This is a genomic window from Pyxidicoccus sp. M15, assembly GCF_056858435.1.
Genome location: NZ_CM166495.1, coordinates 423,399 through 450,008 on the forward strand (window position 1 = coordinate 423,399; position 26,610 = coordinate 450,008).

The following is a 26,610-nucleotide window of genomic DNA, read 5'->3' on the forward strand; positions in this document are numbered from 1 at the left end:
GGTGGCGGAAGCGGGTGGGCCTGCGCTCGCGCAGTCGGCGGGTGAGGCGCCCGCGCCCTCGCGGGGGCTGCGCAAGGGCAAGGTGCACGTGGAGCTGTGGGCGAGCGACATCCAGTTCGCCAACCTGGCCGTGAAGTTCGGCGGCGGGCCGTTCTACTTCACGCTGCTGTCGGGCTTCGAGCCGGGGCGGGACGCGCGCTTCAGCTTCGGCGCGGGGCTGGGCGGCCACCTGACGCTGAGCCAGCGGCTCTGGCTGGACGGGGACGTGACGGGCGGCGCGGTGCAGCCGGTGCAGAAGCCGCTGGAGGGTGACGGCGGCAACGTGCTGGGGCAGGCGCGGCTGATGCTGGGCTTCCAGGTGCTGCCGCGGCTGGCGGTGTTCGCCGGGCCCACCTACAACCTGTGGTTCGTCTGGGGGCAGCCGGACTTCGACTCCATCACCCGCTTCTCCGCGAGTGAGAGCCAGCCGAAGCCGGACCAGCGCCTGCAGCACTGGCCCGGGCTCCAGCTGGGGCTGCACATCTAGGCGGCCCGGCGCCCGGCGTCACTTCGCCATGCGGCTGGCGCGCAGGACGGTGGCGGCGCCCGCGGGGCCGGCGTTCTGCCGGGTCTCCAGGGTGGCCTCCACGCGCAGGCCCTCCTTGAAGGTCTGCAGCTCCAGCTCGTTCGCGCGCTCCTCGGAGCCGCCGGACAGGGCGCTCAGGTCCAGCTCGTGGACGGGGATGGGCTCCGAGTCCGGCTTGTCCGCGCGGTAGGCGTTGAAGGTGGGGCAGGGCGGGGCGATGCAGCGGATGCCGCTGTTCTTGACGAGGTAGACGGTGCTCTCACCCTGCTTCGGCTCGCCAGCGGCGGGGGGCGGGGGCGTGGGGGCGGCCTCGGTGCCGGGCTCGTTGCCCTTGGGCGGGGACTCGGCGACGGGGCGGGCGGCCTCCGCGGACGGGGTTCCGGGCTCGCTCGGCGGGGTGCTGGGGGAGGAGGAGGGCGTGGTGCAGCCGGCGGCGAAGCCAAGGGCCAGGGCGGCGAGCAGCAGCGGGCGGACGTTCATGAGGGGCTCCGGAAGGGAAGGGAGGCGCAGTGTCCTCTGGTTGTGCGAGCGGGGCCAGTCCATCAGGGGAACGCCTGCGTGTGACCCGTGGTCAGAACGTGGGTATGACCTGAACTCCTGGCCAGGGAGTCACAGAGTCACGGTCCTGCCCGACTTCGCCTGGACACTGGCGCATCCAAGGGGATTTCCCTTCATTGACGTCCCCCCGGGCAGGGGCTACATCCGGCCTCGTTGATCGCCCCTCCGGGGCGTGACCCGTAAGGACACCTTCCGATGGAATTCCGCATCGCCGCTGACGAGCTGAAGAAGGCCCTCTACCGCGCGCAGGGAATCGTCGAGCGCAAGACGACGATGCCCATCCTCGCCAACGTGCTCGTCACCGCGAACAAGGGCGGCATCACCGTCACCGCGTTCGACCTGGACATCGGAATCGTCTCCGAGCACCCCGCCGAGGTCATCAAGCAGGGCGCCGTCACCCTCAGCGCCAAGTACGTCTTCGACATCGTCCAGAACCTCCCGGACGCCCAGGTCACCCTCAAGAAGCTGGCCAACAACTACGTCGACATCTCCAGTGGCTCGGCCCACTTCAAGATCGTCGGCATGGCCGCCGAGGAGTACCCCAAGCTGCCCAAGGAGGAGAACGCGCCCCTGGTCCAGGTGGGCGGCAACACCCTCCTGGAGATGATCAAGAAGACCCAGTTCGCCATCTCCAGCGACGAGACGCGCTACATCCTCAACGGCGTCTTCTTCGAGCCCCAGGACGACGGCAAGGTCCGCATGGTGGCCACCGACGGCCACCGCCTGTCGCTCATCGAGCGCGAGGTGCCGGGCGACTTCAAGCTCAAGAGCGGCGTCATCATCCCCCGCAAGGGCCTGATGGAGCTCAAGCGCCTGCTCGACGAGGCCCCCGACGCCGAGTGCCACCTGGGCTTCGCGGAGAACTCCGCCCTGTTCAAGAAGCCCGGCCTCACCATGGTGATGCGCCTCATCGACGGCCAGTTCCCCGAGTACCAGCGCGTCATCCCCAAGCAGGGCGAGAAGGTCGTCCTCGTGCCGAAGACGCGCTTCCTCGAAGGCCTCAAGCGCATCGCCCTGCTGTCGGCGGACAAGAGCAACGCGGTGCGCATCGGCCTGGAGGACAACAAGCTCGTCATCACCGCGAGCAACCCGGACCTGGGCGAGGCCAAGGACGTGCTGGAGTTGGCCTACCGCGGCAACGACATCACCATCGGCTTCAACGCGCGCTACCTCATGGACGTGCTCACCGTGACGGAGACGGACGAGGTCTCCTTCGAGCTGGGCGACGAGCACAGCCCGGGCGTCCTCCACGCCCCCGGCGACCGCAGCTTCACCGCCGTCGTCATGCCCATGCGCGTGTGAGCCGGGGCAGGCAAGGCGTCCCGCCCTTCCTCCGGCCGGCGGTCTCGCGGAATGAGCGTTCCTTTTTGCCGCTGCCGGTCGCCGTAAGGCGCTGTCGGATCCGCGCGGTCGCATCCTGAACGTGACTGCCGGACCTGGAGGCGCCGCCCGTCCCCCGCGCGCCTCCAAGCCAACGGAAGCAGGCCGCGCACCGTTCACTCGTGCGGGGCCCCGGGGGCCGGGGGCCTGCCGGCCGCGAGCCGCCTTCGTATAGTGAGGGCGTGGCCACCCACCCGGACAACCTGCGGGCTCGGCTGGAGGACCGCGCGGACCTCCTGGAGGCCACGCGGCTTCGCTACCGGGCGCTGCGCGGCATGCTGGACGCCTTCTTCTGGAAGGACCGGGTGCGTGCGCAGTTCGAGCTGCTGCGCGAGGTGGCCCAGGCCCAGCCGGAGGTGGACGCCGCGCTCGCCGCGCTGAAGCGCCGCGCCGCCGCGGAGGGGTGGCCGGCCCACGCCGCGCCCATGAAGCTGATGGCCGAGGTGGAGCGGCTGCGAGACGCCGTGGAGCACGCGGCCTTCCGTCGGCTGCCCGACGAGGAGTGCCCGGAGACGCTCGGTGAGGCGCTGCTCCAGCTGGAGGAGGTGGTGTTGGAGGCGGGCCCGTTGCTGGGCCGGCGCACCTGGGCCCGGGCCGTGGAGCTGCTGCCGCGCAACCTGCCGGAGCTGCGCGCCGCGTGCGCCGCCGCCGAGGTGTTCGAGCGTGTCTTCAAGCGCCCCGCGCCGGAGGGGCCGCTGCCCTTCACCGTGGAAGAGGCGGAGGAGTTGCGGCGCGCGCTCCCGCTGGCCGGGACGGCGCTGGCCACGCTGTGGCAGCGGCTGGAGCACTTCGACACCAGTGGCCGGGTGAAGGAGTTCCTGGAGAAGCGCGCGTCGCGCGTGCCCTTGCAGGTGCCGCGCAGCGGGCCGGAGTTGCTGCTGCACGCGGCGTTCTGGACGGGGGTCGCCCGGGCCCGGCTGCGCGCGCTGCTGGAGGCGCGGCTGGCGCCGGTGGTGCCCGGCGACGCGGAGGTGCCGGAGCTGCTCGTGTGGCTGGCGGCTCGCGAGGGCGGCCTGTCCACAGGCGCAGGGCAGGCGGCGAAGCTGGAGCCGCGTGAGGGCGCTGCCCTCGAGCTTCGCGAGGGCACCGCTTCGGGCGCGACGCGCGCTGCGCGGCTCGAGCCGTGCGAGGCCTTCGGCGAGGGACGCGCGGCCCTGTTCGAGCTGGCCGCGGAGCTGGCGGCGCTGTCTCGTGAGCGGCCTTCGGGAGCCTGGAATGAAGAGGCCGCGTGGGTGCGGCTGTGGAGCGCGGCGCAACGGGCCCGCCGTGAGGAGGGCCCGGACGTGGAGCGACTGCGGGACGCGCTGCGGCTGTTCATCCTGCTGCGCGGTCAATCACAGACGCCCGCGCGTCTGTTCTCACCGGACCGGGCGAGGCCGCCGGCGGCGGACGTGGGCGCGGACGTCAGGGACCTGGCCGCGCTGGTTCACGCCGCTCGCAACGCCGCCTCACGCGGGAGCTGAGGTCCGCCGCCCGCTGCGTCACACCGACCGGGTGAGGACGTCACCCTTGCAGTCGTCGCACCAGTCGGCCGTGGGGTCACAGAACGAGTAGTGCGTGCCCTCGGCGCTCCTGTAGCCGCCGTGGACGGCGTCGAGCACGGCATCCGGGAGCTCGACCAGGCCCGCGGGATGCGCTGGGAGCGCGGCGCGCTGCGCCTCGTCGAGAGAGCGGTAGAAGTCCGGGTCACGCCAGGCGCGAACGATGTCTTCCCTGGAGAGTTTCTTCATTGTGTCCTCCGTGCAGGTGGTACCGCCCCGGCATGCTAGCCGTTGTGCTTCAAGGGCGTAAACCGGCCCTGCCCGGAGCCTCCAGGCGCAGCACCGAAGGCACCTCGTCTGGCGCCGCCAGCCGCAGCAGCCCATGACCGATGCCCGCGAGGCCCACCATCAGCCCCGGCGGCTGGGTTCCTCCAGGCGTGCCGTACAGCCACCCCCGCTGTTGGATGTCTTCGAGCACCCCCGCCGCCTGGAGATACACCCGCGCTTCCAGCGCTTCGTCTCCTCGCGCCCGCGCGGCCTGCAGGAGGAAGTCGAGGTTGCCCAGGTCTCCATGACACAGGCTGTGGTTGAGGCCAAAGCCGGTGCGAAGCGTGGTGGCCACGGCCTCGTCGAGCTCGCGCTCCAGGGCCTCATCTTCCAGGTGCTCGCGCATGCCCAGCCGCGACAGGCCGATGCCGGGCGCGCCGTGACACCAGGCCGTGAGGAAGCGCCCGCCGCCCGCGCTCTCGGAGGCCTCGTCCTCTGGCGCGCCGTCGCGCAGGTCGGGCCAGTTGCCGTGTTCACGGGAGAAGCCTCCGCGCTCGTAGGCCAGTGCGCCCCGGGCGGCTTCGAAGTAGCGGGGCTCGCCCGTGACGGCGCCCAGCTCCAGCAGCGCCCAGGCGATGCCCGCCGTGCCGTGCGACAGCCCCAGGAGCGGCCGTGAAGCGCCCCGGAGCGGAAGCCAGCCGAGCCCCTCGCCCGCGGGCCGCGCCGCCGCCAGGAGCCGCTCGCCGCACCTGCGTGCCAGGGACATGGCCTCGGACGCGGGGCGTTGCTCCGCGAGCCGCAGCAGGCCGAGCAGACAGCCCGCGTTGCCGCTGACGAGGTCATGGTACCCGTCGGCTTCGATGGCCTCGGGCAGGTGAACGAGCACGGACTCCGCCAGCGTCCAGAGCTCCGGCTCGCGCCACAGGGCCGCCAGGTGCGTGCAGGCGTAGAGGACGCCGCCCCAGCCGTCGAAGGCACCCACCTTGTCCAGGGCGCTGGCCGTCCGTCGTCCCGGTGCGGCGCGGAGCTGGTCGTGCAAGGCGGCGGTGGCGGCCTCGGCGAGCGCGCGATGCCGTGGCTCACCCCCCACCGCGCCGAGCTGACCGAGGAACAGGGCGATGCCCGGCAGTCCGAAGTAGAGGTCCGGCCCGGCCTCCGCGAGCGTCCAGTGGCGTCCCTCCAGACGGCGCGGCACGAGCCAGCGCGCCCGCCGCTGTCCCCGGAAACACAGCGCCGCGAGCCGCTCCGCCACGGCCGAGCTGGCGGCCAGGAGCGCGTCCCGGCTGGCGGGCGCCGCGCCGGGCACTCCGCTGGAGCGCGTTCGCGGTGTGGGCCGCCGCGCCAGCGCATCCAGGTGGACGGTCTGTCGGATGAGGTGGAGCTGCCGCTCCAGGTCGGCCTCGTCCGCGCTCTCCAGCCGGCGGCGCACGCGCTCCAGGCCGCTCTCCTCCAGGGACACCGGCAGCGGGCGGCCCTGGCTGTCCCAGACGGTGCGCGAGCCCACGCGCGTGGAGAAGCGCGGGATGTCGGCGCGCTCCAGGTCCTCCTTCTCCGGACGAATCAGCGCCTGGAGGAAGGGGGAGTCGGCGGCCCCCAGCCACAGCCTGTCGAAGAGGCAGTCGCGCTCCAGCGCATCCTGCAGGTGGTGCGGGTGCGCGCTCTCCGAGAGGAGGTTGGCGTAGACGCGCGTGGGCCGCGCCACCAGGCGGACCTCGGCGTCCGACAGCGTGGCCAGCGGGCCACCCGGCGCGAGCAGGGCGTCCCGCCGCTGCTGGAGGAGTCGCCAGATGCGGGTGAAGCCCTGGGTGATGGCGTCGACATGGTCGGCGAGCTCCACGGGCGCGCCTTGCAGTGTCGGCCGGCTGCGCGGCGTGCCCAGGTGGTGGGGCGCGGCGACGAAGCGCATCCGCTCGGTGCCCGCGTCGACGAGCTGGAGCACGTCCATGGGCGTCTTCTGGCCCGCGGTCGCGCCGAGCCCGCTGATGTCGATTCCGGCGCTCCCATCCAGGGGAAGGATGCGCTGGGGCAGCAGTCCCAGGCGCAGCACGCTCTCCTCGATACCGTCATCGCCGGGAGGGAGCGCGCGAGCACGTGGCACGGCCGGGTGGAACAGCGTCTCCAGGTCGACGGGGACCGGGTGCTCTCCGGCCGCGATGAGGTTTTCGTAGTGGAAGTCCGTGGCCGACAGGAAGTGGAAGAGTCCCAGCAGCATGCCCTGGCGCAGGTAGAAGGCCTCCAGCCCGGCGGAGGAGTCGCAGGGCGCGTCCCGTACGAACTCCACCCAGCCGTGGTCGCCGCGGTCCAGCACGGCGAGGGGGCGAAGCGAGGGCTCCAGGTCCGGGCCCAGCCAGCGCACCAGGTCGTGGAAGCCCGCTTCGAGCGCCAGCGAGCGCGGCTTGTAGACGAGCCTTGGTCCACCCTGGAAGCGCAATAGGAGCACGCTGCGGCCACCTCCATGGGAGTCTCCCGCGGTGCCCTCGACCTCGAGCAGTGGGCCTGGAGCTTCCTCGCGCATGAACCGCTCGCACAGCGCGCTCCAATCGCGCCGCAGGTTGCCCAGGACCTCGAGGCTGAAGGCCACCCAGTGTTCGACACAGACGGAGAGCTGCCGCGCGAGGACGGGGTAGCGCCCGAGCAGCTCGAGCGCCGCCGGAGGCGTACCGAGACTGGCGGCGAAGCTGGCGAAGCGCTCCTCGGGAGTGCTCCCCATGAGCCGTTCCTCGAGGCCGGCGATGTGCAGCTCGAGCGCGAGGGTGCGGGCCAGCCGGCCCTTCAATCGACGTTCGAGCAGCCGGAGCAGCGAGGCTTCCACCGACTCCGGCACGAAGCGCGGCGGCGCGTCGGCGGGCGCGAGCCGCCGCAGTCCGTCCCTGAGCTGATGGAGGCCCCAGCGCATCAGCGGCGCCACGGGGGCCAGCAGCCCGGCCGGCGTGGGGGCCGCCGCAGTCCCAGCTTCCGTATGGGCGTGTCGCAGCAGCTCCAGCCAGGACGGTGGTGTCTCCCGCGCCGCGAGCCAGTCCTCCCGGGCCACGAGGAGCTCCCGCCAGCCAGGCTCGTCGAGTCCGTCCGCGGCGAGTCGCGCGTGCCAGAGCGCGGGGTCTTCGAAGGGCCGCTGTCCGTGCCAGCGCGCCGCGAGACGGTCGGCCCGCGCTCGCGCTTCGGGAGGTGGCGCGGAGGCGGGCGGCAGGCGCTGCCGGGCGCGGGCGCGCTCGACGAGCGAAAGCGCACGGCTCCACGAGGTCAGGCTCGGCCAGCCAGCGGGAGGAGTGCTCATGGGCATGGCACGACGAGAGGAGGCATGGGAGCGCCGACGCTAACAGATGCACGCCGGCCCTCCGTCACGCCTCCCTCGTCGGGAACACCCGCGGCCCGCGTCACTCCGCGCGCGTCTCCACCGCCGGCATCAGCCGCGAGGCGAGCGCCGCCACCAGGGCATCCTCGGTGAACGCCGCCGCCACGGCAGGCACCTTGAAGCGCTTCGTGGCCACCGTGCGCAGCGAGTAGAACGCCCAGGCTGACGCCACCGCCGCCGCGCCGCCCAGCACGCCCGCCAGCGCCATCACGCCCCGCTTCTGGCCCGACACGGACGAGACCCCGGCCAGCACGCCCGTGAGCACCCGGCCCGCCAGGGGGACGAACTTCACGCGCGCCGGCGTCTTCGGCAGCTTGTCCGCCACCAGTTCCCCCAGCGCGAGCACGCCCAGCACCTTCGGCACCCACGGCTTCGACAGCGCTTCGGCCAGCGGGTCCGTCCTCGGCCCCGGCGCCTGCGACAGCCGCCGGCTCACCAAGGTGGGCGCGCTCATGCTCCGCATCCCCGCCAGCACACCCAACCCCAGGGGGGTCAACCATTGTCCTCGATGCACGGCTTCCACCTCCTCGTCCATCTGCGTCTTCTGTCGCCCGGGCGCGATTTGCGCGAAGAACTGCACGGGCCCCAGCTCCAGCTCGTGGCCGGAGTGTTCTATCTGCCCCGAGCTCGCCGGCTGCCCCACCAGGTCCGGACGCCGCCGCGTCAGCTCGCGCAGGCGCACGTGCGTCAGCCGGTGCCACGCGCGCTGGTAGCGCCGCCCCACCATGGTGAAGCCCAGGCGGCTCCACCAGTTGGGGAACTCTCCCGGGCGCCAGGCCGCCTCGATGTGGAAGCGCACCTCGCCCGTCTGGTGGTCCTTCTTGAGCAGGAACCACTCGCGTCCCGCCTCGATGTGGCCCTCCAGCGTCTCGAAGCTGAAGCCGTAGACGCTGCACTTCTCTCCGTACTCCAGGCGCGTGCCGCCCACGCGCACCGCGCACAGGTAGCGCAGCTTCTGTCCCAGCGACTTCAGCTCCAGCAGCACGGTGCGGCCCCGCATCGGCTCGTCGGCGGAGAAGTGCCAGCGGACGATGCGCGGGTCGGAGAAGTCGAACGTCTCCAGCACCTTGCGTGCGCGCTCGAAGATGCCGTCGGCCTGGGGCGCCCCGGGCAGCTCGTGGCCCAGCAGGCCCACGGAGTGCACCTGGCTCCAGCCCGCCTCCAGCGTCATCTCCCCCGCGCCCGCGGCGTAGTTGCGGCCCTGCGTGCGGGCCTCATCCAGCCTGGGCACCAGTTCTTCCTCCGTCCAACCGGAGAGCCACCGCCATTCAATCATGCGCCTAATCTCCCTTTGCGATGAACGTCGGGTCGTGCTCCGGGTCCGCACCGTCGGGCTCGTCCTCCAGCTCGGTGGTGTCGGCGTGGATGACGCCCACCACGCCCTCTCCGGCGGTGACGGCGGCGCGCAGCACGAACTCCGTCCAGGTGTTGGTCTGCATGGCCTCGCCCGCGGTGACGAACCCCACGTAGTGGAACGTCGAGCCGGAACGCGCCCGGCTGCGGATGTGGAAGATGACGTCGTCGTGCTCGTTGCGGTACGCCCCGAAGGTGATGCGGCCCGCCTCCGGGTGGCCCGGCAGGGTGGCGAGCGTGAGGCTCTGCGCGTCCTTGTGGATGACGCGCACGCCGAACGTCCCCGCGCCCTGGATTTTCACCGTCAGCTCGTCGCCCAGCTCCAGCGGCTCGCCCTTGCGGGCTTCATCCTTGTGCTCGAAGACGCACAGCTCCGCGGGGGCGAACTCCGGGAAGCGGCGGGCGACCCAGTCCATGACCGTTGAAGGCGGGTGCTGGCAGCCCTTGATGACCGCCCAGTAGTCGCGCTGGAGCAGCGGCCCCGCGCCATCCTCAGGGAGCAGGAGGTCGGCTGCCTGGTTGCTCTCGGTGTCCGTCGACTCGCTCTCCATCTCGCCCTTTCCCGTGGTCGGTCCCACCATGATGGGGACCGCTCTGCCCGGCTGCATGGCGTAGCCGCGCTCAGGACAGGGGGTCTTCATTTCGACGCGGGCCTGCCTGCCCGCTCAGGGAGGGAGCATGGGGATGGACGTGAATCCGGCGAGTGAGGCTTCGGAGAAGGAGTACGTGGCGCCCCCGGTGGTGCGGGCCGAGCATGTCGAGGACTCGTTCACCCGCCTGCTGGAGCAGCAGACGGCCAAGGTGCCGTCACACGTGTTCCTCTTCGCGAGCTTCTGCTCGATGGCGGTGTCGCTCGGCCTGGAGCTGAGCCGCCGCGAGCGCTCGGCCCGCTTCGTGGGCCTGTGGGTGACGCCGCTGCTGGTGATGGGCGTCTACAACAAGCTGGTGAAGACGCTGGGCCCGCGCTGAGCGCTCGCGGCTACAGGTGCGTCGGGTACGCGGCAATCTCGCAGTTGCGCAGGCGGACGCGGGTGCCGGGCGCGGGCGGAGGGCCCTTCGCGGAGAGGATGACGAGCGAGGGGCCCACGCGCAGTGTCACGGTGCCCTCCGCGTCCGCCGTCTCGAGCGTCCCGTCGAGGACGCCCAGCGTGGGCTCACCGGCCTCGGCCTCGGACACCGGCTCCAGCTCCTCGCCCCAGGTGAGCACCCGGGTGACGGCGAGCTCCACGTCGGTGAACTGCCCGCGCGAGGGCGGGTCTCCGCGCCAGTAGGCCCAGATGACCCCGCCCGGCGTCTTCAGCGCGACGCGCGGACCCACTTCTCCCTGCTCGAGCCTGACGACCTGGACGTGCATCCGTGGCACTGCTTGTAACCACGTGGGTGCCCGCGCGAAAGCCCGAATGCGCCCCGCGTGGGCGTGCTCTACCCGGTGACGTCCACCGTGCCCAGCGGCAGGCCCTGGCCATTCACGAAGGCCTCGAACCGGTGCGGGCCCGGGTAGTGCTTGCGCGTGGTGAGCTGCTGGAAGGACACGCGCTTGCCGACCTCCTCCACCTGGCCGGGCTCCAGCGTGAGCGCGCGGACCTTGAACACCTTGGGCCGTGCCTCGCCGCTCGCCTTCTGGAAGTACACCGCGAGGTCCACCACCAGCGTCTGACTCTTCCGTGAGCGGTTGGCGACCTCGAAGCGGACGTCCACCTTGCCGCCCACCGAGGCGCGCTTCGGCAGCGCCGTCGCGCGCACCTCGATGCCGGACGGCTTGCGCGCGCCGAGCACCTCCAGCGCCGCGGGCTCTCCGCGCTTGATGGCGGAGCGCAGCGCGTGACGGACGAGCCACTCGCGCTCCGGCGGCGCGTCCCTCATCCACGCCTTCGCCACCCGCACCAGCACGTCCGGGTGGTCCTTGCCGATGTCGTTGAGGTTGTTGGCCACCGAGCGGCGCACGTACAGCTCCGGGTCGTCCTTCAGCAGCTCCAGCAGCGCCAGCACCGGCCGCGGGTCCTTCTGGAAGGCGCGCAGCCGGGGCGCCCACGGCAGCCGGGGCCGCGTGCCCTCCGACACGAGCCGCCGCACGTGCACGTTCTCATCCGCCGCCCACTCGCGCAGGCGCGCCAGCGTCCGCTCCGGGTGGCGCTCCAGGTACGCGCGGATGGAGAACTCCGCGGTGAAGCGCCGGGTGAGCGCGTACTGCGCGCGCATGGACTCCTCGAAGTGCTCCAGGCCGTGCTCGGCCACGAACAGCACGTGGGGCAGGTAGAAGAACACCTCCATGCCCGAGCCCTCCGTCCGCTCCAGCTCCGGCCCCAGCGAGCGCACCAGCACGTCCACCGCGCGGGCGTAGTCCCCGGGCAGCGCGCGCCGCATCGCGCCGGAGAGGTGTCGCGCGCGACCGAGCAGCTCGTGCCCTTCCAGGCCCGTGGTGGCCTCGCGGACGAAGGCCGCGCGGGGGAAGGACGGGAGGGCTCCGTGCAGCGCCGCCGCGAGGCGCTCGACGAGCCGGGCGTTGAAGAAGGTCTTGAGGGGCTCCGCCATGGCCCGCGCATCCTGTCATGCGCTCCCCTGGACGGAAGCCCTGACGACACCCTCCCGCGACGCACGGCGTTGTGAAATCCATGCGCCCGGGGTGGAAGGGCCGCCCGTTCCAGGAGCCTGCGAGCAGCGGGCCGGCGCCCGTGTCCCGGTCTACCCGGGCTGGGCAGGGGCCCTCCCGCTCTGGTACGCCATGCCTGGTGGCGAAGACGCACAACGGTCGGGGGCAGAAGCAGGGCACGGGCCGGAGCCGGGCCAGCCCGGGGCGTCCCGCGCGCGCGTCCTCCGGGACGCGGCCGCTGCGCGAGCAGCTCGCCTCCGTGCCGGACCCGCTCGCGCTGCTGGAGGGCCTCTTCACCCACTCGCCCGTGCCGTACTCCATCTTCACGGCGGACGGCCACTGCCTGCTCATCAACCCCGCCTACCGGAAGATGTTCGGCGCGGAGCCACCGCCCGAGTACGACCTCTTCCGTGACGAGCTGCTCGAGCGGCTCGGGCTGCTCGCGTACATCCGGCGCGCCTTCGCGGGCGAGACGGTCCAGACGCCGGTCTTCTGGTACGACGTGCGGGAGCTGGAGCACATCCACGTGGAGGCGGCCAACCGCATCGCCATCTCCTGCCATTGCTTCCCGCTGGCGCCCAATGGCGGCGACGTCACCCACATCGCGATTGCCTACAAGGACGTGACGGCGGAGCTGGCGGCGCGCGAGGCGGAGAAGGCGGAGCGCAACAAGCTGCACCAGCTGTTCACCCAGGCGCCCGTGGCCATCTGCGTCCTGCAGGGCACGGAGCTGCGCTACGAGTTCGTCAATCCCCTCCAGCGGCGGCTCATGGGCGGACGGGAGATGGTGGGCCGTGCGCTGACGGAGGCCATCCCGGACCTGTCGCCCGACGTCCTGTCACTCCACCGCACCGTGCTGGAGTCCGGTGAGCGGGCCATCGCCAACGAGCTGCCGGTGACGGTCGACTACGCGGGCGAGGGCCGCGTGGAGACGAAGTTCTGGAACATCATCTACGAGCCGCTCCGGGACGAGCGGGGCCGGGTGGACGGGCTGGTGACGTTCGCCTTCGAGGTGACGGAGCAGGTGCTGGCGCGGCAGGCGGTGGAGAGCCAGCACATGTGGCTGGAGGCGGTGCTGGACCTGATGCCGCTGCCGGTGGTGATGGTGGACCCGCGCACGGGAGAGCTCCTCTCCTCCAACGCGGCGGCGGCGCGGCTGCACGGCCGCCTCATCCCCAGGGGCCTGCCCGCGTCGGAGCAGGGGGAGGTCTTCCACGTCACCGACCTGAAGGGGCGCAGGCTCGACAACGCGGAGCTGCCCGCCGCGCGCGCGGCCCGGGGCGAGAAGCTGGAGGGAATGGAGGTCATCTGGCACACGCAGGAGGGCGAGTTCGTGCTCAGCATCTCCTCGGAGCTGCTGCCCGCCATGCACGGCCACCCCGCCTCGGTGGTGATGCCCTTCCAGGACATCACCCGCCTGAAGACGGTGGAGCGGCACCTCCAGGAAGCCATCCGCGCGCGCGACGAGTTCCTGTCCGTGGCCAGCCATGAGCTGAAGACGCCGCTGACGTCGCTGGGGCTGAGACTCCATGCGCTGTCGCGCGCCATCGACGCGGACCCGGACTCCGCGGTGTCGCGGCGGCACGGCCGCGAGGTGGCGGCGATGAAGCGGCAGGTGACGCGGCTGGCGGAGCTCATCGACGGCCTGCTGGACGTGTCGCGCATCAGCACCGGGCGGCTGCGCATCCACCGCGAGCCGGTGGACCTGACGGCGCTGGTGCAGGAGATGGTGGCGCGCTTCGTCCCGGAGGCGGAGCGCTCCGGCAGCGAGCTGGACATGCGGTCGTCGGACCCGTGCGTGGGGAGCTGGGACCGGCTGCGGATGGAGCAGGTGGTGTCCAACCTCCTGTCCAACGCGCTCAAGTACGGCGCGGGCCGGCCCGTGCACGTCCACGTGGAGGAGGCGGACGGGCGCGCGCGGCTGTTCGTGCGCGACGAGGGCATCGGCATCGACGCGGCCGCGCACGCGCGCATCTTCCAGAAGTTCGAGCGCGCCGTGTCCGAGCGGCACTACGGCGGCCTGGGCCTGGGGCTGTACGTGGTGCGCACGCTCGTCGAGGCCATGGAAGGCACCATCCGCGTGGAGAGCCAGCCGGGCGAGGGCGCCACCTTCATCGTGGACCTGCCGCTCCAGCCCGCCGCGGTCCAGGTCCTGGTCGGGTAAGGGCTTTCGCCGCGGCCCGGGCGCCGCGTGAAAGCCTTTGCGCACCGCGCAAAGCCTGCCGTTCCCTCTTCCGCATACGGCGGTTGGAGAGATTTTCACTGACATGGAGTGGACAGCACTGGAATCCGTCCGCTACCTTGTATTCTTAGAAATAGAATCCCGATGGCTGAGAATTCGGGTCGCGGCACGGGCGGAAACGCCTACTGCGCGCCCTGGCGTTTCCCGCCGTCGCGGCTCCCTGGAGGGGGACATCCATGTTGAGAGGGTTTGGAATCCGCCGCTGGCTGGCGTTGGTGCTGCTTGCTTGTGTGAGCCTGGCGACCCGCGCTGAAGCCTCACATTTCCGCGGCGTGGACATGTGGGCAACCATTGATGGCAACGGCGTGGTGAAGCTGACGGCGCGCACCCGCTGGCGCGAGGGGACCGCCCCCTTCCCCTTCGCTGGCATCGACAGCTCGCGCTTCGGCCTGCAGCAGTTCAACTGCCCGGAGGGTGGGGCGGTCTTCCTGACTCCGGCATCGGGCATGCGCATCGTCCGGGTGTCCGACGGCGTCACGGTCCACACCTGGAACCCGAACACCTTCAGCATGACGGGCACCACCACGGCGGTGGACATGTCCCCGGCCGGCTTTGACGAGCGGACCCAGGTCCTCACCATTCCGCTGGGCTTCGTCAGCGCGGCGGGGCAGATCAACACCCCTCGGCAGCTCGGCTTCGGCGCCTACGACATCATCTGGAACGACTGGTCCCGCATCCGGGGCATCCAGAACGTCGAGCCGGGGGAGGTCTGCGGCGGGCCCAACAGCGGCTTCGGTGGCCGGGTGCGCGTCATCTGGAATGGCACCGCCAGCGGCGGTCCGGACCTGTCCGCCAGCTTCCAGGCTGCAGTGCCCCGTGGCTTCGAGTACTCGCAGAACCTGAACGCCCGGTCGAACGTGGGGCGCTCGCTGCTCTACCGCCTGTCTCCGCTCACCCCGCGCTATCCCGTCTTCGGCCCGGCCACCCAGGTCCCCGGCCTCGCGGTGGACCAGACGGGCCAGATCCGCATTCCCGCCAGCCAGACGGCGGCGCTGCTCGACAACGCCTTCGGTGAACCCGGTGGGGCCTACGTGCTGTCCGTCGAGGTGGAGGACTCGGCGGGCTGGATTTCCAAGCGGGACGGCCTGCTCGCGCCCATGACGACGACCAACCGGCCACCGGTGCTGGACTCCATCGCCAGTCCGACGGTGCAGGTGGGGGAGACCCTCACCTTCACGGTCCGGGCCACGGACCCGGATGGACAGCGGGTGACGCTGTCGGCGACCGGGCTTCCCCCCGGCGCCACCTTCACTCCCACGGCGGGCAATCCGGCGGTGGGCACCTTCACATGGACGCCGACCGCCGGCCAGGTGGGCAACTTCGGCATCAACTTCGAGGCGTATGACACCGGCACGGTCCCGCTGGGTGGGCAGGACCGGCTCTTCGACAGCCGGCAGGCCATCGTCACCGTCCAGGCCGCGACCAATCGCTCGCCCCGGCTGGAGCTCATCGCCAACAAGCGCGTCGGCGTGGACCCGCTGCGCGTGGAGGCCTTCGTCAGTCAGACGCTCCAGTTCGAGGCGGTGGCCTCCGACCCCAACCCCGGGGACACGCTCACCTACAGCCTCCCCATCCTCGTCGACCCGAATGGCGTGAATCGCGCGCCGGACGCCGCGAGCCTCGGCTTCACCGCCACCACTGCGACCACGCCCGACGGCAGGCGCGTGGGCAGATACACGTGGACGCCGACGGCGAGCGCCATCGGCGTGTGGCAGGCCACCGTGCGCGTCGATGACGGTCAGGGAGGCAGTGACCAGCAGGTGGTGGTCATCTCCGTGGGCACCTTCCCCAACCAGTCGCCCATGTTCTCCGTGAGGCCGCCGCAGGACGTGTTCGTGAAGGTGGGCGAGCAGGTGTCGTTCACCATGTCGGCGTACGACGACGACGCGGGGCAGCTCGTCACCCTGCGCGGCACCAAAGGGCTCCCGGGCGACTCCTCGTTCCCGCCAAGCGTCACCGGCAACCCGGTGTCAGCGACCTTCTCCTGGATACCCTCCGTGGCGGGTACCTTCACGCTGACCTTCACGGCCTTCGATAACGGCTCGCCCATCATCGACCAGCCCGTCACCACGGTCATCCACGTGGCCCCGCTCACGCCGGCGCCGCCCTCCATCTTCAGCCTGACGCCGAACCGTGGCCCTGCCAGGGGTGGCACCGAGGTACTGCTGCGTGGCGGCGGCTTCACCGGCAACGTCAGCGTGAGTCTCGACGGGCGGGCGGTGAGCAACCTCGTGGTGGTGGACAGCGCGACGCTGCGTTTCAGCACCCCGCCCGGCACCCAGGGCCCGGCCGACGTCGTGGTCTCCGCCGCGAGTGGGAGCACCACGCTCGTGGGCGGCTACCTCTACACCGTCCCGCCGCCCCCTCCCTCCATCACCTCGCCAGTGAATGGCCAGGTGTCGACGAGCACCGTGGTGACGGTGACCGGCAGCGGCGTTCCCGGGGCCACGCTCGACATCATCGAGGGGGGCCGCGTGGTGGGCTCGCTCGGCATCGGCGCGGATGGCAGCTTCAGCGGCTCGCTCAACCTCGGCTACGGGCAGCACACGCTGACCTTCACGCAGACCAACGCCACCGGCACCAGCGACCCGGCCGGGCCCATTACCGTCAGCATCATCCCGCCCGCACCGGTCATCACCGCACCGGCCCAGGGCTTCAGCCTGCCGGGCCCCACGGTGGCGGTCAGCGTCGCCGGTCTTCCGGGCGCGGCCGCCGTCATCTATGACCAGGGCGTTCCGGTCGCCCAGGTGTCCATTGGTGGCAATGGGAATGGCTCGGTCCAGCTCCCGCTGGGCTGCGGCCCGCATGCGCTCTCCGCCACCCAGGAGGTCGCCGGTCAGGTCAGCGTCAGGTCCGGCACGGTGAGTGGCGCGGTGCTTCCGCCGGCGCCGACCCTCTTCGCTCCTCGCGACGGGGACACTTCCACTTCGCCGGCGGTCGTGTTGAGCGGCGCGGGAGTGCCGGGCGTGACGGTGAACGTCTTCGACAACGGTGCCGCCCTGAGCCCGCTCGCGGTGGACGGTGCCGGCCGCTTCGGCACCACCCTGTTGCTCGACTTCGGCGCCCATGCCTTCACGTTCTCGCAGACCTGCTCGGGCATCACCGGGCCGGCAACGGGCGCCATCCGGGTGACGTTGGTACCCCCGGCGCCCGTCATCACCTCTCCCGCCAGCGGCTACAGCTCGCTCGACACGTCGGTGGTGGTCACTGGCACGGGCGTGCCCGGGGCGAGCCTCGCGCTCTACGACAACGGCACGCAGACCGCAGTCGTGCAGGTCGGCACGGATGGGACGTTCCGCACGACGGTCACCCTGGTGCCGGGCACCCACTCGCTCACCGCCCGGCAGACGCGGGGTGGGCAGACGAGCGCCTCCAGCGCGGCCGTGTCGCTGTCCATCCTGCCTCCGGCCCCCTCCATCACCTCGCCGGCGGATGGCTCCACCACCACCCAGACGTCCGTCCCCATCACCGGCAGTGGCCTGCCCGGCGCCACCGTGCGCGCGTATGACCTCGGCACGCTGGTGGGCACCTTCACCGTCGCCGCGAATGGAAGCCTGAGTGGCGGCCTCACGCTCGGCTACGGCACGCACGTGCTGACCTTCACGCAGTCCATCCGGGGCGCCACCGGTCCGGCGACGGCTCAGCATGTCGTCCACGTGCGGCCGGCGGCTCCGGTGCTCGTCACGCCGGTCAGTGGCTTCGATACCACGCAGACCACCGTCGCCTTCACGGGCACGGGTGTGCCCGGCTCGCTCGTCACCGTCACGGCGGGGGCCGTCAGCGCCACGGCCCTGGTGGATGCCCTGGGTGGCTTCAGCGGTACCCTGACGCTGGGCCATGGCGTGCACGTGCTGTCGGCCACTCAGTCCAACGGTGGCCTCACGAGCACTCCGAGTAACAGTGTCACCGTGCGAGTCCGTCCGGCGGCGCCCGTGCTCACCCTGCCCGCCAACGGCTTCGATACCACGAGCACCACGGTGGCGTTCGCCGGCACTGGCATCCCGGGCTCGCTCGTCACCGTCACCGATGGAACCGTGAGTGCCACCGTCCCGGTGGGAGCCGGTGGGGCCTTCAGTGGCTCGCTGACGCTGAGCTACGGCGTGCACGTGCTGTCGGCGACCCAGTCCAACGGGGGCCTCACCAGCGCGCCGAGCAATGCCGTCACCGTGAGCGTGCGCCCGGTCGCCCCGGTGCTCACCCTGCCCACCGAGGGCTTCGACACCACGGACACCACGGTGGCCTTCGCCGGCACGGGCATCCCGGGTTCGCTCGTCACCGTCACCGACGGCACCGTGAGTGCCTCGGTGGAGGTGGATGGCGCGGGCCACTTCAGCGGCAATCTCACGGTGAGCTACGGCGTGCGCACGCTGTCGGCCACGCAGTCGAATGGCGGGCTGACCAGCGCCGTCAGCAACAGCGTCACCATCCGTGTGCGTCCGGCGGCCCCGGTCCTCACCGTCCCCGGGAATGGCTTCGACACCACGGACACGACGGTGGCCTTCGCGGGTACGGGCGTGCCCGGCTCGCTCGTCACCGTCACGAATGGCACCGTCAGCGCCACCGTGCCGGTGGACGCTGGGGGCTCGTTCAGTGGCACGCTGGTGCTCGACTACGGCGTGCACGTGCTGTCGGCCACGCAGGTCAATGGGGGCCTCACCAGCGCCGTCAGCAATAGCGTTACGGTGAGCGTGCGCCCTGCGGCCCCGGTCATCACCGTCCCCGGGAATGGCTTCGACACCACGGACACGACGGTGGCCTTCGCCGGTACGGGCGTGCCCGGCTCGCTGGTGGTCATCACCGACGGCACGGTCAGCACCACCGTCTTCGTGGATGCCCTGGGCACCTTCAGCGGCTCGCTGGTGCTCGACTACGGCGTGCACGTGCTGTCCGCCACGCAGACCAACGGCGGGCTGACCAGCGCCACCAGCAACAGCGTCACCGTGAGCGTCCGCCCGGCGGCCCCGGTCATCATCGTCCCCGAGGCGGGCTTCGACACCACGAGCACCACGGTGGCGTTCTCCGGTACGGGTGTGCCGGGCTCGCTCGTCACCGTCACGGACGGTGCTGTGAGCACCACCGTCCCGGTGGACGCCAGTGGTGCCTTCAGTGGCTCGCTGACGCTGAGCTACGGCGTGCACGTGCTGTCGGCGACCCAGTCCAACGGGGGCCTCACCAGCGCGCCGAGCAATGCCGTCACCGTGAGCGTGCGCCCGGTCGCCCCGGTGCTCACCCTGCCCACCGAGGGCTTCGACACCACGGACACCACGGTGGCCTTCGCCGGCACGGGCATCCCGGGTTCGCTCGTCACCGTCACCGACGGCACCGTGAGTGCCTCGGTGGAGGTGGATGGCGCGGGCCACTTCAGCGGCAATCTCACGGTGAGCTACGGCGTGCGCACGCTGTCGGCCACGCAGTCGAATGGCGGGCTGACCAGCGCCGTCAGCAACAGCGTCACCATCCGTGTGCGTCCGGCGGCCCCGGTCCTCACCGTCCCCGGGAATGGCTTCGACACCACGGACACGACGGTGGCCTTCGCGGGTACGGGCGTGCCCGGCTCGCTCGTCACCGTCACGAATGGCACCGTCAGCGCCACCGTGCCGGTGGACGCTGGGGGCTCGTTCAGTGGCACGCTGGTGCTCGACTACGGCGTGCACGTGCTGTCGGCCACGCAGGTCAATGGGGGCCTCACCAGCGCCGTCAGCAATAGCGTTACGGTGAGCGTGCGCCCTGCGGCCCCGGTCATCACCGTCCCCGGGAATGGCTTCGACACCACGGACACGACGGTGGCCTTCGCCGGTACGGGCGTGCCCGGCTCGCTGGTGGTCATCACCGACGGCACGGTCAGCACCACCGTCTTCGTGGATGCCCTGGGCACCTTCAGCGGCTCGCTGGTGCTCGACTACGGCGTGCACGTGTTGTCCGCCACGCAGACCAACGGTGGACTCACCAGCGCCGTCAGCAACAGCGTCACGGTGAGCGTCCGCCCGGCGGCCCCGGTGCTCACCCTGCCTGTCAACGGCTTCGACACCACGGAGACGACGGTGGCCTTCGCCGGCACGGGCGTGCCGGGCTCGCTGGTCACCGTCACCAGCGGCACCGTGAGCGCCTCGGTGGACGTGGATGCCGCCGGTCGCTTCAGCGGCACGCTGGTGCTCGACTACGGCATCCACGTGCTGGTGGCCACCCAGCGCAACGGGGGGCTCACCAGCGCGCCGAGCAACAGCGTCACGGTCTACGTCCGCCCGCCGGTCCCCGTCGTCACCGCGCCCACGGACGGCCAGGCCTCGGTGGACCCGGTGTTCCAGGTCCAGGGGCTCGGCGTGCCCTTCGCCACCGTCGAGGCGTTCGATGGTGAGACCCGGGTCGGGACGTTCGTCGCCGATGCGTCGGGCGCCTTCGCGGGGGCCCTCACCCTCGCGCCAGCAGCCCACGTGCTCACCTTCCAGCAGACGCGGAATGGGCTCACGAGTGCGCGGACCGCTTCCATCACCGTGTTCACCATCCCCTCCGCGCCGCTCATCACCGCGCCGGTGGATGGCGATGACCACGTGGGCATCACCTCCGTAGCGGTCGCCGGTACGGGTGTTCCGGGGGCTGTCGTCAACGTGTTCAACGGCGGCGTTCCGGTGGGCACGCTCGCGGTGGACGCTTCGGGAAACATCTCCGGCACCGTCACCCTGGGTTACGGCGCGCACTCGCTGACCTTCACCCAGACCAACTCGGGTGGGACCAGCGCCGCGACGGCGCCCATCGGCGTCACCCTGCGTCCGGCGGCGCCGCTCATCATCGAGCCGGTCCACGGCGCCACGTTGCAGGGCCCGAACATCACCGTGCGTGCCCTGGGCGTCCCCGGGGCCACGCTCAACATGTTCAACCGCGGCGTCCCGGTGGGCACCCTGACCGCGGACGCGGCGGGTGTGTACACGGGCACCCTGGTGCTCGGGGCCGGCGCGCACGGGCTGACCTTCTCCCAGACCGCCAATGCCGTCACCGGCCCGGCGGCGGGACCGGTCATCATCGCGGTCAACGCTCCCGGCCAGGGGAACAACGCGGCCATCCTCATCGACCCGGCGCGGGAGACCCGCCTCACGACGCCGGATGGAACCGCCACCGTCGTCCTGCCCGCGGGCGCCGTGACGTCACCGAGCGTCCTGACCCTCATTCAGCAGCAGGACGGGGTCGCCATCGCCGACATCGCGAACTTCGTCGCCGCAGGGACGCGGAACGGCAAGAAGCAGGACCTGCGCCTGCTGCCCTACTACTATCAGCTCCAACTGGACCTCTCGGCCGGTGCCCCGTTCCCCGCGGGACTGGCGGCGACCGTCCAGGTGGTGCTCCCCTCGGAGGGGCCGGTCATCTCCGCGTACAAGAAGGACACCCTGGTCCTCGCCGAGCGCGACAGCGGCACCTTCGAGCCCATCCCCAACTGCGATGCCGACCCACCGGGCAACTCCACCCCGGACGGACGGTGCACGGAGGTGACGCCGCTGCCCGTGGGCGCCAAGAAGGCCACCGCGTATGAGCTGTCCGCGGAGGTGACGCACTTCTAGCGGCCCAGGCCTCGGGGACCTCCGCTGCCCGCGCGGCGCGAGGTCCCCGGGAACCTCGTGAGTGTAGGGACGTTGTGCGGCATAAGCTGCCCGCGACGTTTCCTTCGCTTCACGGAGGTGGACCTTGCACGAGTTTCCGCTGCAGCTTCGCTGGGAGGGCTCCACGGCCTCCGAGTTCTCCCGGGACGCCGTGGTCAGCACCGCGGGCAAACAGGACATCGCGGTGAGCGCCGCGTCGGCGTACTCCGGCAACGACTCGCGCTGGAACCCGGAGGACCTGTTCGGCGCTTCGCTGGGTACGTGCCACATGCTCACCTTCCTGGCGCTGGCGAAGAAGGTGCGCCTGGACGTGCGCGGCTACGAGGACCACGTGACGGTGTCGCTCGACACGGTGGAGAAGGTGACGCGCATCACGAAAATCCGCCTGGCGCCCACCATCCGCGTCGCTCCGGGCACGGACGCGGCGAAGGTGCGGGAGATGTTCGAGAAGGCCCACAAGTATTGCTTCATCGGCCAGAGCATCACCTCCGAGGTGCTGATGGAGCCCGTCATCGAAGAGGTCCGCTGAAGCGCTGGCCAGCGCCCCCCGGGACTTCCCGCTAACATGCGCGGCTCCAGCATGCCCGCGGCCGGAAGTCCTTCCGGTGGCGGCGCGAGAGGGAGGGGCCGTGCGCGCGACAGTGGGAGTCCTCGTGGGACTGTGGGGGCTGACCGCCCTCGCGCAGGCGGGTGGCAGTCTACCGATGCCGCCACCTCCGGCCGGAGCGGGTGCTCCGGTGGCCACGCAGGGCGACAAGCCCCGGTTGCTGGTGTCCGACCTGGTGTCGCAGGGCGCGGAGGCCAGCGACGCGGCGGCGCTCACGGACGCGGTGGTGCAGACGCTCACGGAGCGCAGCCTCTTCCAGGTGCTCTCCCGCCGCGACGTGCAGACGATGCTGACCACGGAGCGGCAGCGCCAGTTGCTGGGCGCCTGTGACGCGGACGCATCCGCGTGCGCCACGGACCTGGGCGGCGTGCTGGGGGCGCGCTACGTGATGACGGGCTCGCTGTCGAAGCTGGGCGCCACGTATGAGCTGTCGCTCCAGGTGCTCGACACGGTGAAGAGCCGCACGGTGGGGCGCAGCACGCGGCTGGCGCGTGACGTGGAAACGCTGCGGCAGGTGGTGCCCTGGGCGGTGGCGGAGGCGAGCGGCTCTCCGCTGCCACCGCCGGCCTCGCGCGTGCTGCCGTACTCGCTGTTGGCGGGGGGCGGCGCGGCGCTGCTGGGTGGAGGCGTATACGGCCTCATCGCCCTGTCTCGGCAGAAGGTGCTCAATGATGAGTTGTGCCCCGGTGGCGGCGGGCAGTGCGCGGGGCAGGGGCTGCGCCCGCTGGCGTACTACCAGGAGCAGGACCGCAAGCTGGGCCGCGAAAAGACGGTGGCGGTGGGAGCCATGGCCGCGGGCGCGCTGCTGGTGGGCGCGGGGCTGTGGCTGATGCCGCCGCCCGAGGGCGGACCGCGCGTGGCGCTGGTGCCCTCCACGAATGGGCTCGCGGTGGCGGGGGTGCTGCCATGAGCGCGCCAGGAATCGCCGAAGAGCGTGCACGAGCTGAACGCGCTCACGGCAACGGAAGGACGGGTACGGCCCTGCTCCGGGGATTCGTGGGTGCGCTCATCGCAGTGGGCGCGCTCACCGTGGCGGGAGCGTGCTCGGGCGGCTTGAAGGTGGAGGAGGGCAACGCCTTCCCATGTGACTACGCGCAGGCGGAGGAGGTGCGTGACACCGCGTGCGCGCCCGGCTGGCGCTGCGGCATCGACAGTCGCTGCCACGAGGACGCGCCGGAAGCGGCCACGCTGGGCGCCGCGCCCGACACGTCCGCTCTCGTGCTCCTCTACCCGAAGCAGCTCACCGGTGAGGCCCGGTTCGTCGCCGCGGACGTGCACGGGGGCCGCGTCCTCGTGGGCTATCAGAATGACCTCCTCTTCTCCACCGACGGCGGCTCCGCGCGCGAGCTGGGCTCCCTCCCGGTGGTGCGTGCCGCCTTCGTGGGTGGAAAGGTGGCGCTCCACCGGGTGTCGGTGGGGCTCGAGGGCCAGCGGAGCGAAGCGCTCCTGCTGAGCACGCTGGAGACCGAGGCCGGAGGCGGCCCCGTCACGAGCACGGTGCAGCCCCCGGTGAAGGACCTCCAGGCGCTGCGGGCCGCGACGCTGGCGGATGGAGGCTCCAATCTGCTGGTGCTGCGCACGGGAGGCCAGGCGGGCGAGGTGGACGTTGCCAGCGGCACGTACACGGACCTCCCCGGTGGCTTCGGCGTCCAGCTGGACGGCGGCGTGTGCGTGGCGGGAATCGCCCTGCCCGGCTGCCCGGGGAGCGCCACGGTGCTGCCCATCCTGGACGCGAGGCCCGTTCCCGCCAGCGCCCTGACCCTCGGCCGCAGCAGTCAGGACGGGGACGTGCTGGTGCCGGTGGTGGCGACGCGCGACTTCTTCTTCTGGCGCAAGCCGGGAAGCACGCCCGGCGGTGACACGTGGCAGGTGCTCAACCCGGACGACCCGGTGTCGCGCGAGGGGCTGGCGGCCCCGGGCACGCCGCTGCTGCGTCATGGCGAGGGCGCCACGGTGTGGGGCCTGCGGCGCTTCGTGCGCCCGTCCGCCGAACGCACGGAGCTGGTGGACGTGCTGAGCACCTGGACGCTGCGGCGCACCCCGCAGGGGCCAGGCATGGAGCGCGCCTGGGATGACTGCGCGCCGTGCGCCGACGGCCGCCTCGTCACCTTCACCCCGGTGTCGGACGGGGCGTTGGGCGTGGAGGTGCTGTGCGAGTCGAAGAATGGCCTCCGCTCCCTCTTCCGCGTGGTGGGCGCGTCGGTGGCGTCTCCCGCCGGCACCTGCCTGCGTCAGCCGCTGGACGCACCGGTGGACCTGTCTGAAATCGCCACCACCACCGAGGCCCAGGAACGACGGGTGACACCCGGGGCGGTGGACGAGGCGCTCGGGAGCGGGCTGGCCGTGGGCGGTATGCACGGGCAGCTCTGGAGGGGCCGCTCCCTGAGCACCCTGCGTCCCGTCTTCCTGGACCGTGCGCCCCTGGAGGTGGGCAGCCTGGACGTGCCCATCCTGGGTGAGACGCTCCTCGCGCTCACCCCGGACTTCCTCGCGCTGCGCTTCAGGCTGGGCGCCGACGAGTCGGAGGGGCTGAAGGCGGTGGACCGCCGGCAGGGAGAGGGCGGCTCCGCGGAGCAGGCCCGGCTGGCGGCGCTGGTGCGCGGGGCTCCGGGCTGGCTGCTGCTGGAGTCGGGCCAGCTCGTGAAGGTCAGCCCGGCGGACGGCGCGCTCGGCAACAGCTACGGGCCGCAGCTCCTGGCACCCAACGGTGCGCCGGCCTCCGGGCCCTTCCTGGGGCAGGGCGTCCCCGCCGCGGGGACGGAGGGCGCGTCGCTGGTGCTCACCGCGAACGACCAGCTCTACGTGCTGGACAGCGCGAAGCTGGAGGCCGAGCCGGGCGCGCAACCCGGCCTGCTGCCGCGCCTCACGCCGGACCCGGGCTTCCCCATCCGCTCGCTGGCGCGCGACAGGACGGTGAGCCCCACCAGCAGCACGGGGCCGAAGGTGCGCGGCTGGCTGTCCACCGGACGCAGCCTCTTCGAGTACCAGCAGTCCGCGGAAGGGCAGTGGAGCGTCATCCCGCTGCCGCTGGGCGACGGCGAGCCGGTGGAGGTGTGGGGCCGGCAGGCGGAGAACGCCACCACCTACGGGCGCGTGGGCCTGCGCGACGGACAGGTGCTGCGGCTGCCCTCGGGCGTCCCGCTGACACAGCCGCTCCCCGAGCGTTTCCAGGACATCGTGGTGGACTACGCGTCGCTCGCCGGCTGGCCGATGGCCCTGGGCGAGAAGGGCGTCTACCTCACCGAGACCACCACGCGCGCCAACAACCAGGAAGGGCTCCTGCGTTGGAAGGAGCTGGGGCTGCCCCCGGGCCTGCAGGCCGAGGACGGCCTGCGGGGCGCGCGCATCGAGGTGGTGGCCGAGGCGGGCACGCAAGCCCTCCTCCTCTTCACCCGGACAGGCTTCGTCTACCGGCTCGCGACACCGGCGAGATAGGTCCCCGCCGGGGCGCGCGGGAGGTTATACGGAGGGGGCCGTGCGCCTCCTCGCGCTCCAAGTCCAGGACTTCCGAAACCTCCCCCAGGTCCAGCTCTCGCCCAGCCCCCACGCCACGATTGCGGTGGGGCAGAACGGGCAGGGCAAGACGAACCTGCTGGAGGCGCTCTATTTCCTGGCCACCTTGAAGCCGCTGCGCGCGGGCCGCCTGTCGGAGTTGGTGCGCTGGGGCTCGCAGGGCGCGCGCGTGACAGGCCGCTTCCTCCTCAAGGGAGCGGAGCGCGAAATCTCCGTCGAGGTGGGCGGCGGCACGCGCCAGGCCTTCGTGGATGGGAAGAAGGCGGCCAGCCTGGAGGAGTACTTCGGCGGCGTCTCCGTGGTGGCCTTCACCCCGGACGACCTCGAAGTGGTGAAGGGTGGCCCGGACGCGCGCCGCGCCTTCCTGGACCGCGCGGTGTTCAACCGCTTCCCGGCCTTCCTCCGCGAGAGCCGCGAGTACGCGCGAGCGCTGAAGAACCGCAACCGCCTGCTGCGCGAGGGGCACTCGGTGGAGGCCGCCTACCTGGAGGCCTACGACGAGACGCTGGCCAAGGCCGGCGCGCGCATCTACGCGCGGCGGCGGGCGCTGATGGCGGAGCTGGCGCCGCGCGCGCAGGCGACGTTCGCCTCCATCGGCCGCACGGTGGACCCGGCCACGTACGGCTACCACCCCGCGCACCTGGGCGGCGACTTCCCCACGGCGGACGAGGCCGCCCTCGCGGTGGCCCTGCGCGAGTCGCTCAACGAGCGCCTCCGCCGGGACCTGGACCGGGGCTTCACGTCGGTGGGCCCGCACTCGGACGACGTGTCGGTGACGCTGGGCGGGCGCAGCGCGCGGGCGTACGCGAGCCAGGGGCAGCAGCGCGCGCTGGTGCTCGGCTGGAAGATTGCCGAAATCGAGAACCTGGAGGCCGCGATGGGCTTCCTGCCGCTGCTGCTGCTCGACGACGTGTCGAGCGAGCTGGACCCGGAGCGCAACGCGTACCTGATGAACTACCTGGCGAAGAGCGGCGCGCAGGTGTTCCTCACCACCACGGACGGCTCGCTGGTGCGCGCCGCCGCGGCGGAGGACACGCTCTGGCTCTCCGTCCACGGCGGGCAGGTGGCGGTGCACGCCACCGCCGAGCCTCCCGCCGGCTGACGCATCAACGC

At 71.8% G+C, this 26,610-nt stretch carries 17 protein-coding genes; 10 read left to right on the plus strand and 7 right to left on the minus strand.

Annotation, left to right across the window (positions count from 1 at the left end):
• The first annotated feature begins 1 nt into the window (after position 1).
• Positions 2-526, plus strand: coding sequence for a peptidase (locus tag ACX9TP_RS01610; RefSeq protein WP_482977924.1), 525 nt, complete (start codon positions 2-4; stop codon positions 524-526).
• A gap of 18 nt (positions 527-544) precedes the next feature.
• Here the strand turns inward: ACX9TP_RS01610 and ACX9TP_RS01615 are convergent, their stop codons facing one another.
• On the minus strand, positions 545-1,045 hold the full coding sequence (locus ACX9TP_RS01615; protein WP_482977925.1) for a DUF6748 domain-containing protein: 501 nt from the start codon (positions 1,043-1,045) through the stop codon (positions 545-547).
• A 273-nt stretch (positions 1,046-1,318) separates the two neighbouring features.
• On the opposite strand from ACX9TP_RS01615, the gene dnaN reads away from it, so the two are divergent.
• Complete coding sequence (gene dnaN / locus ACX9TP_RS01620; protein WP_482977926.1) at positions 1,319-2,425, plus strand: DNA polymerase III subunit beta; 1,107 nt, start codon at positions 1,319-1,321, stop codon at positions 2,423-2,425.
• Positions 2,426-2,685: 260 nt separating this feature from the next.
• Positions 2,686-3,966, plus strand: a complete 1,281-nt coding sequence (locus ACX9TP_RS01625; RefSeq protein ID WP_482977927.1) for a hypothetical protein — start codon at positions 2,686-2,688, stop codon at positions 3,964-3,966.
• A gap of 18 nt (positions 3,967-3,984) precedes the next feature.
• On the opposite strand, the gene ACX9TP_RS01630 is transcribed toward ACX9TP_RS01625, so the two are convergent.
• From ACX9TP_RS01630 to ACX9TP_RS01645, 4 genes are all read right to left on the minus strand, one after another.
• Positions 3,985-4,233, minus strand: a complete 249-nt coding sequence (locus ACX9TP_RS01630) for a mersacidin/lichenicidin family type 2 lantibiotic (RefSeq protein WP_482977928.1) — start codon at positions 4,231-4,233, stop codon at positions 3,985-3,987.
• Positions 4,234-4,282: 49 nt separating this feature from the next.
• Positions 4,283-7,525: a type 2 lanthipeptide synthetase LanM family protein gene (locus tag ACX9TP_RS01635; protein ID WP_482977929.1), complete on the minus strand. Its 3,243-nt coding sequence runs from the start codon at positions 7,523-7,525 to the stop codon at positions 4,283-4,285.
• A gap of 100 nt (positions 7,526-7,625) precedes the next feature.
• The gene (locus ACX9TP_RS01640; RefSeq protein ID WP_482977930.1) at positions 7,626-8,879 is read right to left on the minus strand and encodes a DUF1990 family protein; all 1,254 of its coding nucleotides are present in this window, start codon (positions 8,877-8,879) and stop codon (positions 7,626-7,628) included.
• 4 nt (positions 8,880-8,883) lie between these two features.
• Positions 8,884-9,537, minus strand: a complete 654-nt coding sequence (locus ACX9TP_RS01645; protein ID WP_482977931.1) for a DUF1990 family protein — start codon at positions 9,535-9,537, stop codon at positions 8,884-8,886.
• A gap of 103 nt (positions 9,538-9,640) precedes the next feature.
• On the opposite strand from ACX9TP_RS01645, the gene ACX9TP_RS01650 reads away from it, so the two are divergent.
• The gene (locus ACX9TP_RS01650; protein WP_482977932.1) at positions 9,641-9,925 is read left to right on the plus strand and encodes a hypothetical protein; all 285 of its coding nucleotides are present in this window, start codon (positions 9,641-9,643) and stop codon (positions 9,923-9,925) included.
• Positions 9,926-9,935: 10 nt separating this feature from the next.
• On the opposite strand, the gene ACX9TP_RS01655 is transcribed toward ACX9TP_RS01650, so the two are convergent.
• Positions 9,936-10,310: a hypothetical protein gene (locus tag ACX9TP_RS01655; RefSeq protein ID WP_482977933.1), complete on the minus strand. Its 375-nt coding sequence runs from the start codon at positions 10,308-10,310 to the stop codon at positions 9,936-9,938.
• 68 nt (positions 10,311-10,378) lie between these two features.
• Complete coding sequence (locus ACX9TP_RS01660; protein WP_482977934.1) at positions 10,379-11,488, minus strand: DNA alkylation repair protein; 1,110 nt, start codon at positions 11,486-11,488, stop codon at positions 10,379-10,381.
• Positions 11,489-11,685: 197 nt separating this feature from the next.
• Between ACX9TP_RS01660 and ACX9TP_RS01665 the strand changes: the two genes are divergently transcribed.
• The 6 genes from ACX9TP_RS01665 to recF all read left to right on the plus strand — a co-directional run bounded on the left by ACX9TP_RS01665 (position 11,686) and on the right by recF (position 26,599).
• The gene (locus tag ACX9TP_RS01665; RefSeq protein WP_482977935.1) at positions 11,686-13,710 is read left to right on the plus strand and encodes a sensor histidine kinase; all 2,025 of its coding nucleotides are present in this window, start codon (positions 11,686-11,688) and stop codon (positions 13,708-13,710) included.
• A 356-nt stretch (positions 13,711-14,066) separates the two neighbouring features.
• Positions 14,067-21,338: a putative Ig domain-containing protein gene (locus tag ACX9TP_RS01670; RefSeq protein ID WP_482977936.1), complete on the plus strand. Its 7,272-nt coding sequence runs from the start codon at positions 14,067-14,069 to the stop codon at positions 21,336-21,338.
• A gap of 124 nt (positions 21,339-21,462) precedes the next feature.
• Positions 21,463-21,906, plus strand: coding sequence for an OsmC family protein (locus ACX9TP_RS01675; RefSeq protein WP_482977937.1), 444 nt, complete (start codon positions 21,463-21,465; stop codon positions 21,904-21,906).
• Positions 21,907-22,006: 100 nt separating this feature from the next.
• Complete coding sequence (locus ACX9TP_RS01680; RefSeq protein ID WP_482977938.1) at positions 22,007-22,894, plus strand: CsgG/HfaB family protein; 888 nt, start codon at positions 22,007-22,009, stop codon at positions 22,892-22,894.
• An 86-nt stretch (positions 22,895-22,980) separates the two neighbouring features.
• Positions 22,981-25,419 (plus strand): hypothetical protein, encoded by a 2,439-nt coding sequence (locus ACX9TP_RS01685; protein WP_482977939.1) that lies wholly within the window; start codon positions 22,981-22,983, stop codon positions 25,417-25,419.
• Positions 25,420-25,459: 40 nt separating this feature from the next.
• Positions 25,460-26,599 carry a DNA replication/repair protein RecF gene (recF, locus tag ACX9TP_RS01690; protein ID WP_482977940.1) on the plus strand — a complete coding sequence of 380 codons (1,140 nt, stop codon included), beginning with the start codon at positions 25,460-25,462 and terminating at the stop codon, positions 26,597-26,599.
• Positions 26,600-26,610: the final 11 nt, after the last annotated feature.

Bases quoted from the DNA above. Each gene is read 5' to 3' on its own strand.
- ACX9TP_RS01615 (WP_482977925.1), bottom strand. From the start codon at position 1,045: ATGAACGTCCGCCCGCTGCTGCTCGCCGCCCTGGCCCTTGGCTTCGCC.
- dnaN (WP_482977926.1), top strand. From the start codon at position 1,319: ATGGAATTCCGCATCGCCGCTGACGAGCTGAAGAAGGCCCTCTACCGC.
- ACX9TP_RS01630 (WP_482977928.1), bottom strand. From the start codon at position 4,233: ATGAAGAAACTCTCCAGGGAAGACATCGTTCGCGCCTGGCGTGACCCG.
- ACX9TP_RS01635 (WP_482977929.1), bottom strand. From the start codon at position 7,525: ATGAGCACTCCTCCCGCTGGCTGGCCGAGCCTGACCTCGTGGAGCCGT.
- ACX9TP_RS01640 (WP_482977930.1), bottom strand. From the start codon at position 8,879: ATGATTGAATGGCGGTGGCTCTCCGGTTGGACGGAGGAAGAACTGGTG.
- ACX9TP_RS01645 (WP_482977931.1), bottom strand. From the start codon at position 9,537: ATGGTGGGACCGACCACGGGAAAGGGCGAGATGGAGAGCGAGTCGACG.
- ACX9TP_RS01650 (WP_482977932.1), top strand. From the start codon at position 9,641: ATGGACGTGAATCCGGCGAGTGAGGCTTCGGAGAAGGAGTACGTGGCG.
- ACX9TP_RS01655 (WP_482977933.1), bottom strand. From the start codon at position 10,310: ATGCACGTCCAGGTCGTCAGGCTCGAGCAGGGAGAAGTGGGTCCGCGC.
- ACX9TP_RS01660 (WP_482977934.1), bottom strand. From the start codon at position 11,488: ATGGCGGAGCCCCTCAAGACCTTCTTCAACGCCCGGCTCGTCGAGCGC.
- ACX9TP_RS01670 (WP_482977936.1), top strand. From the start codon at position 14,067: ATGTGGGCAACCATTGATGGCAACGGCGTGGTGAAGCTGACGGCGCGC.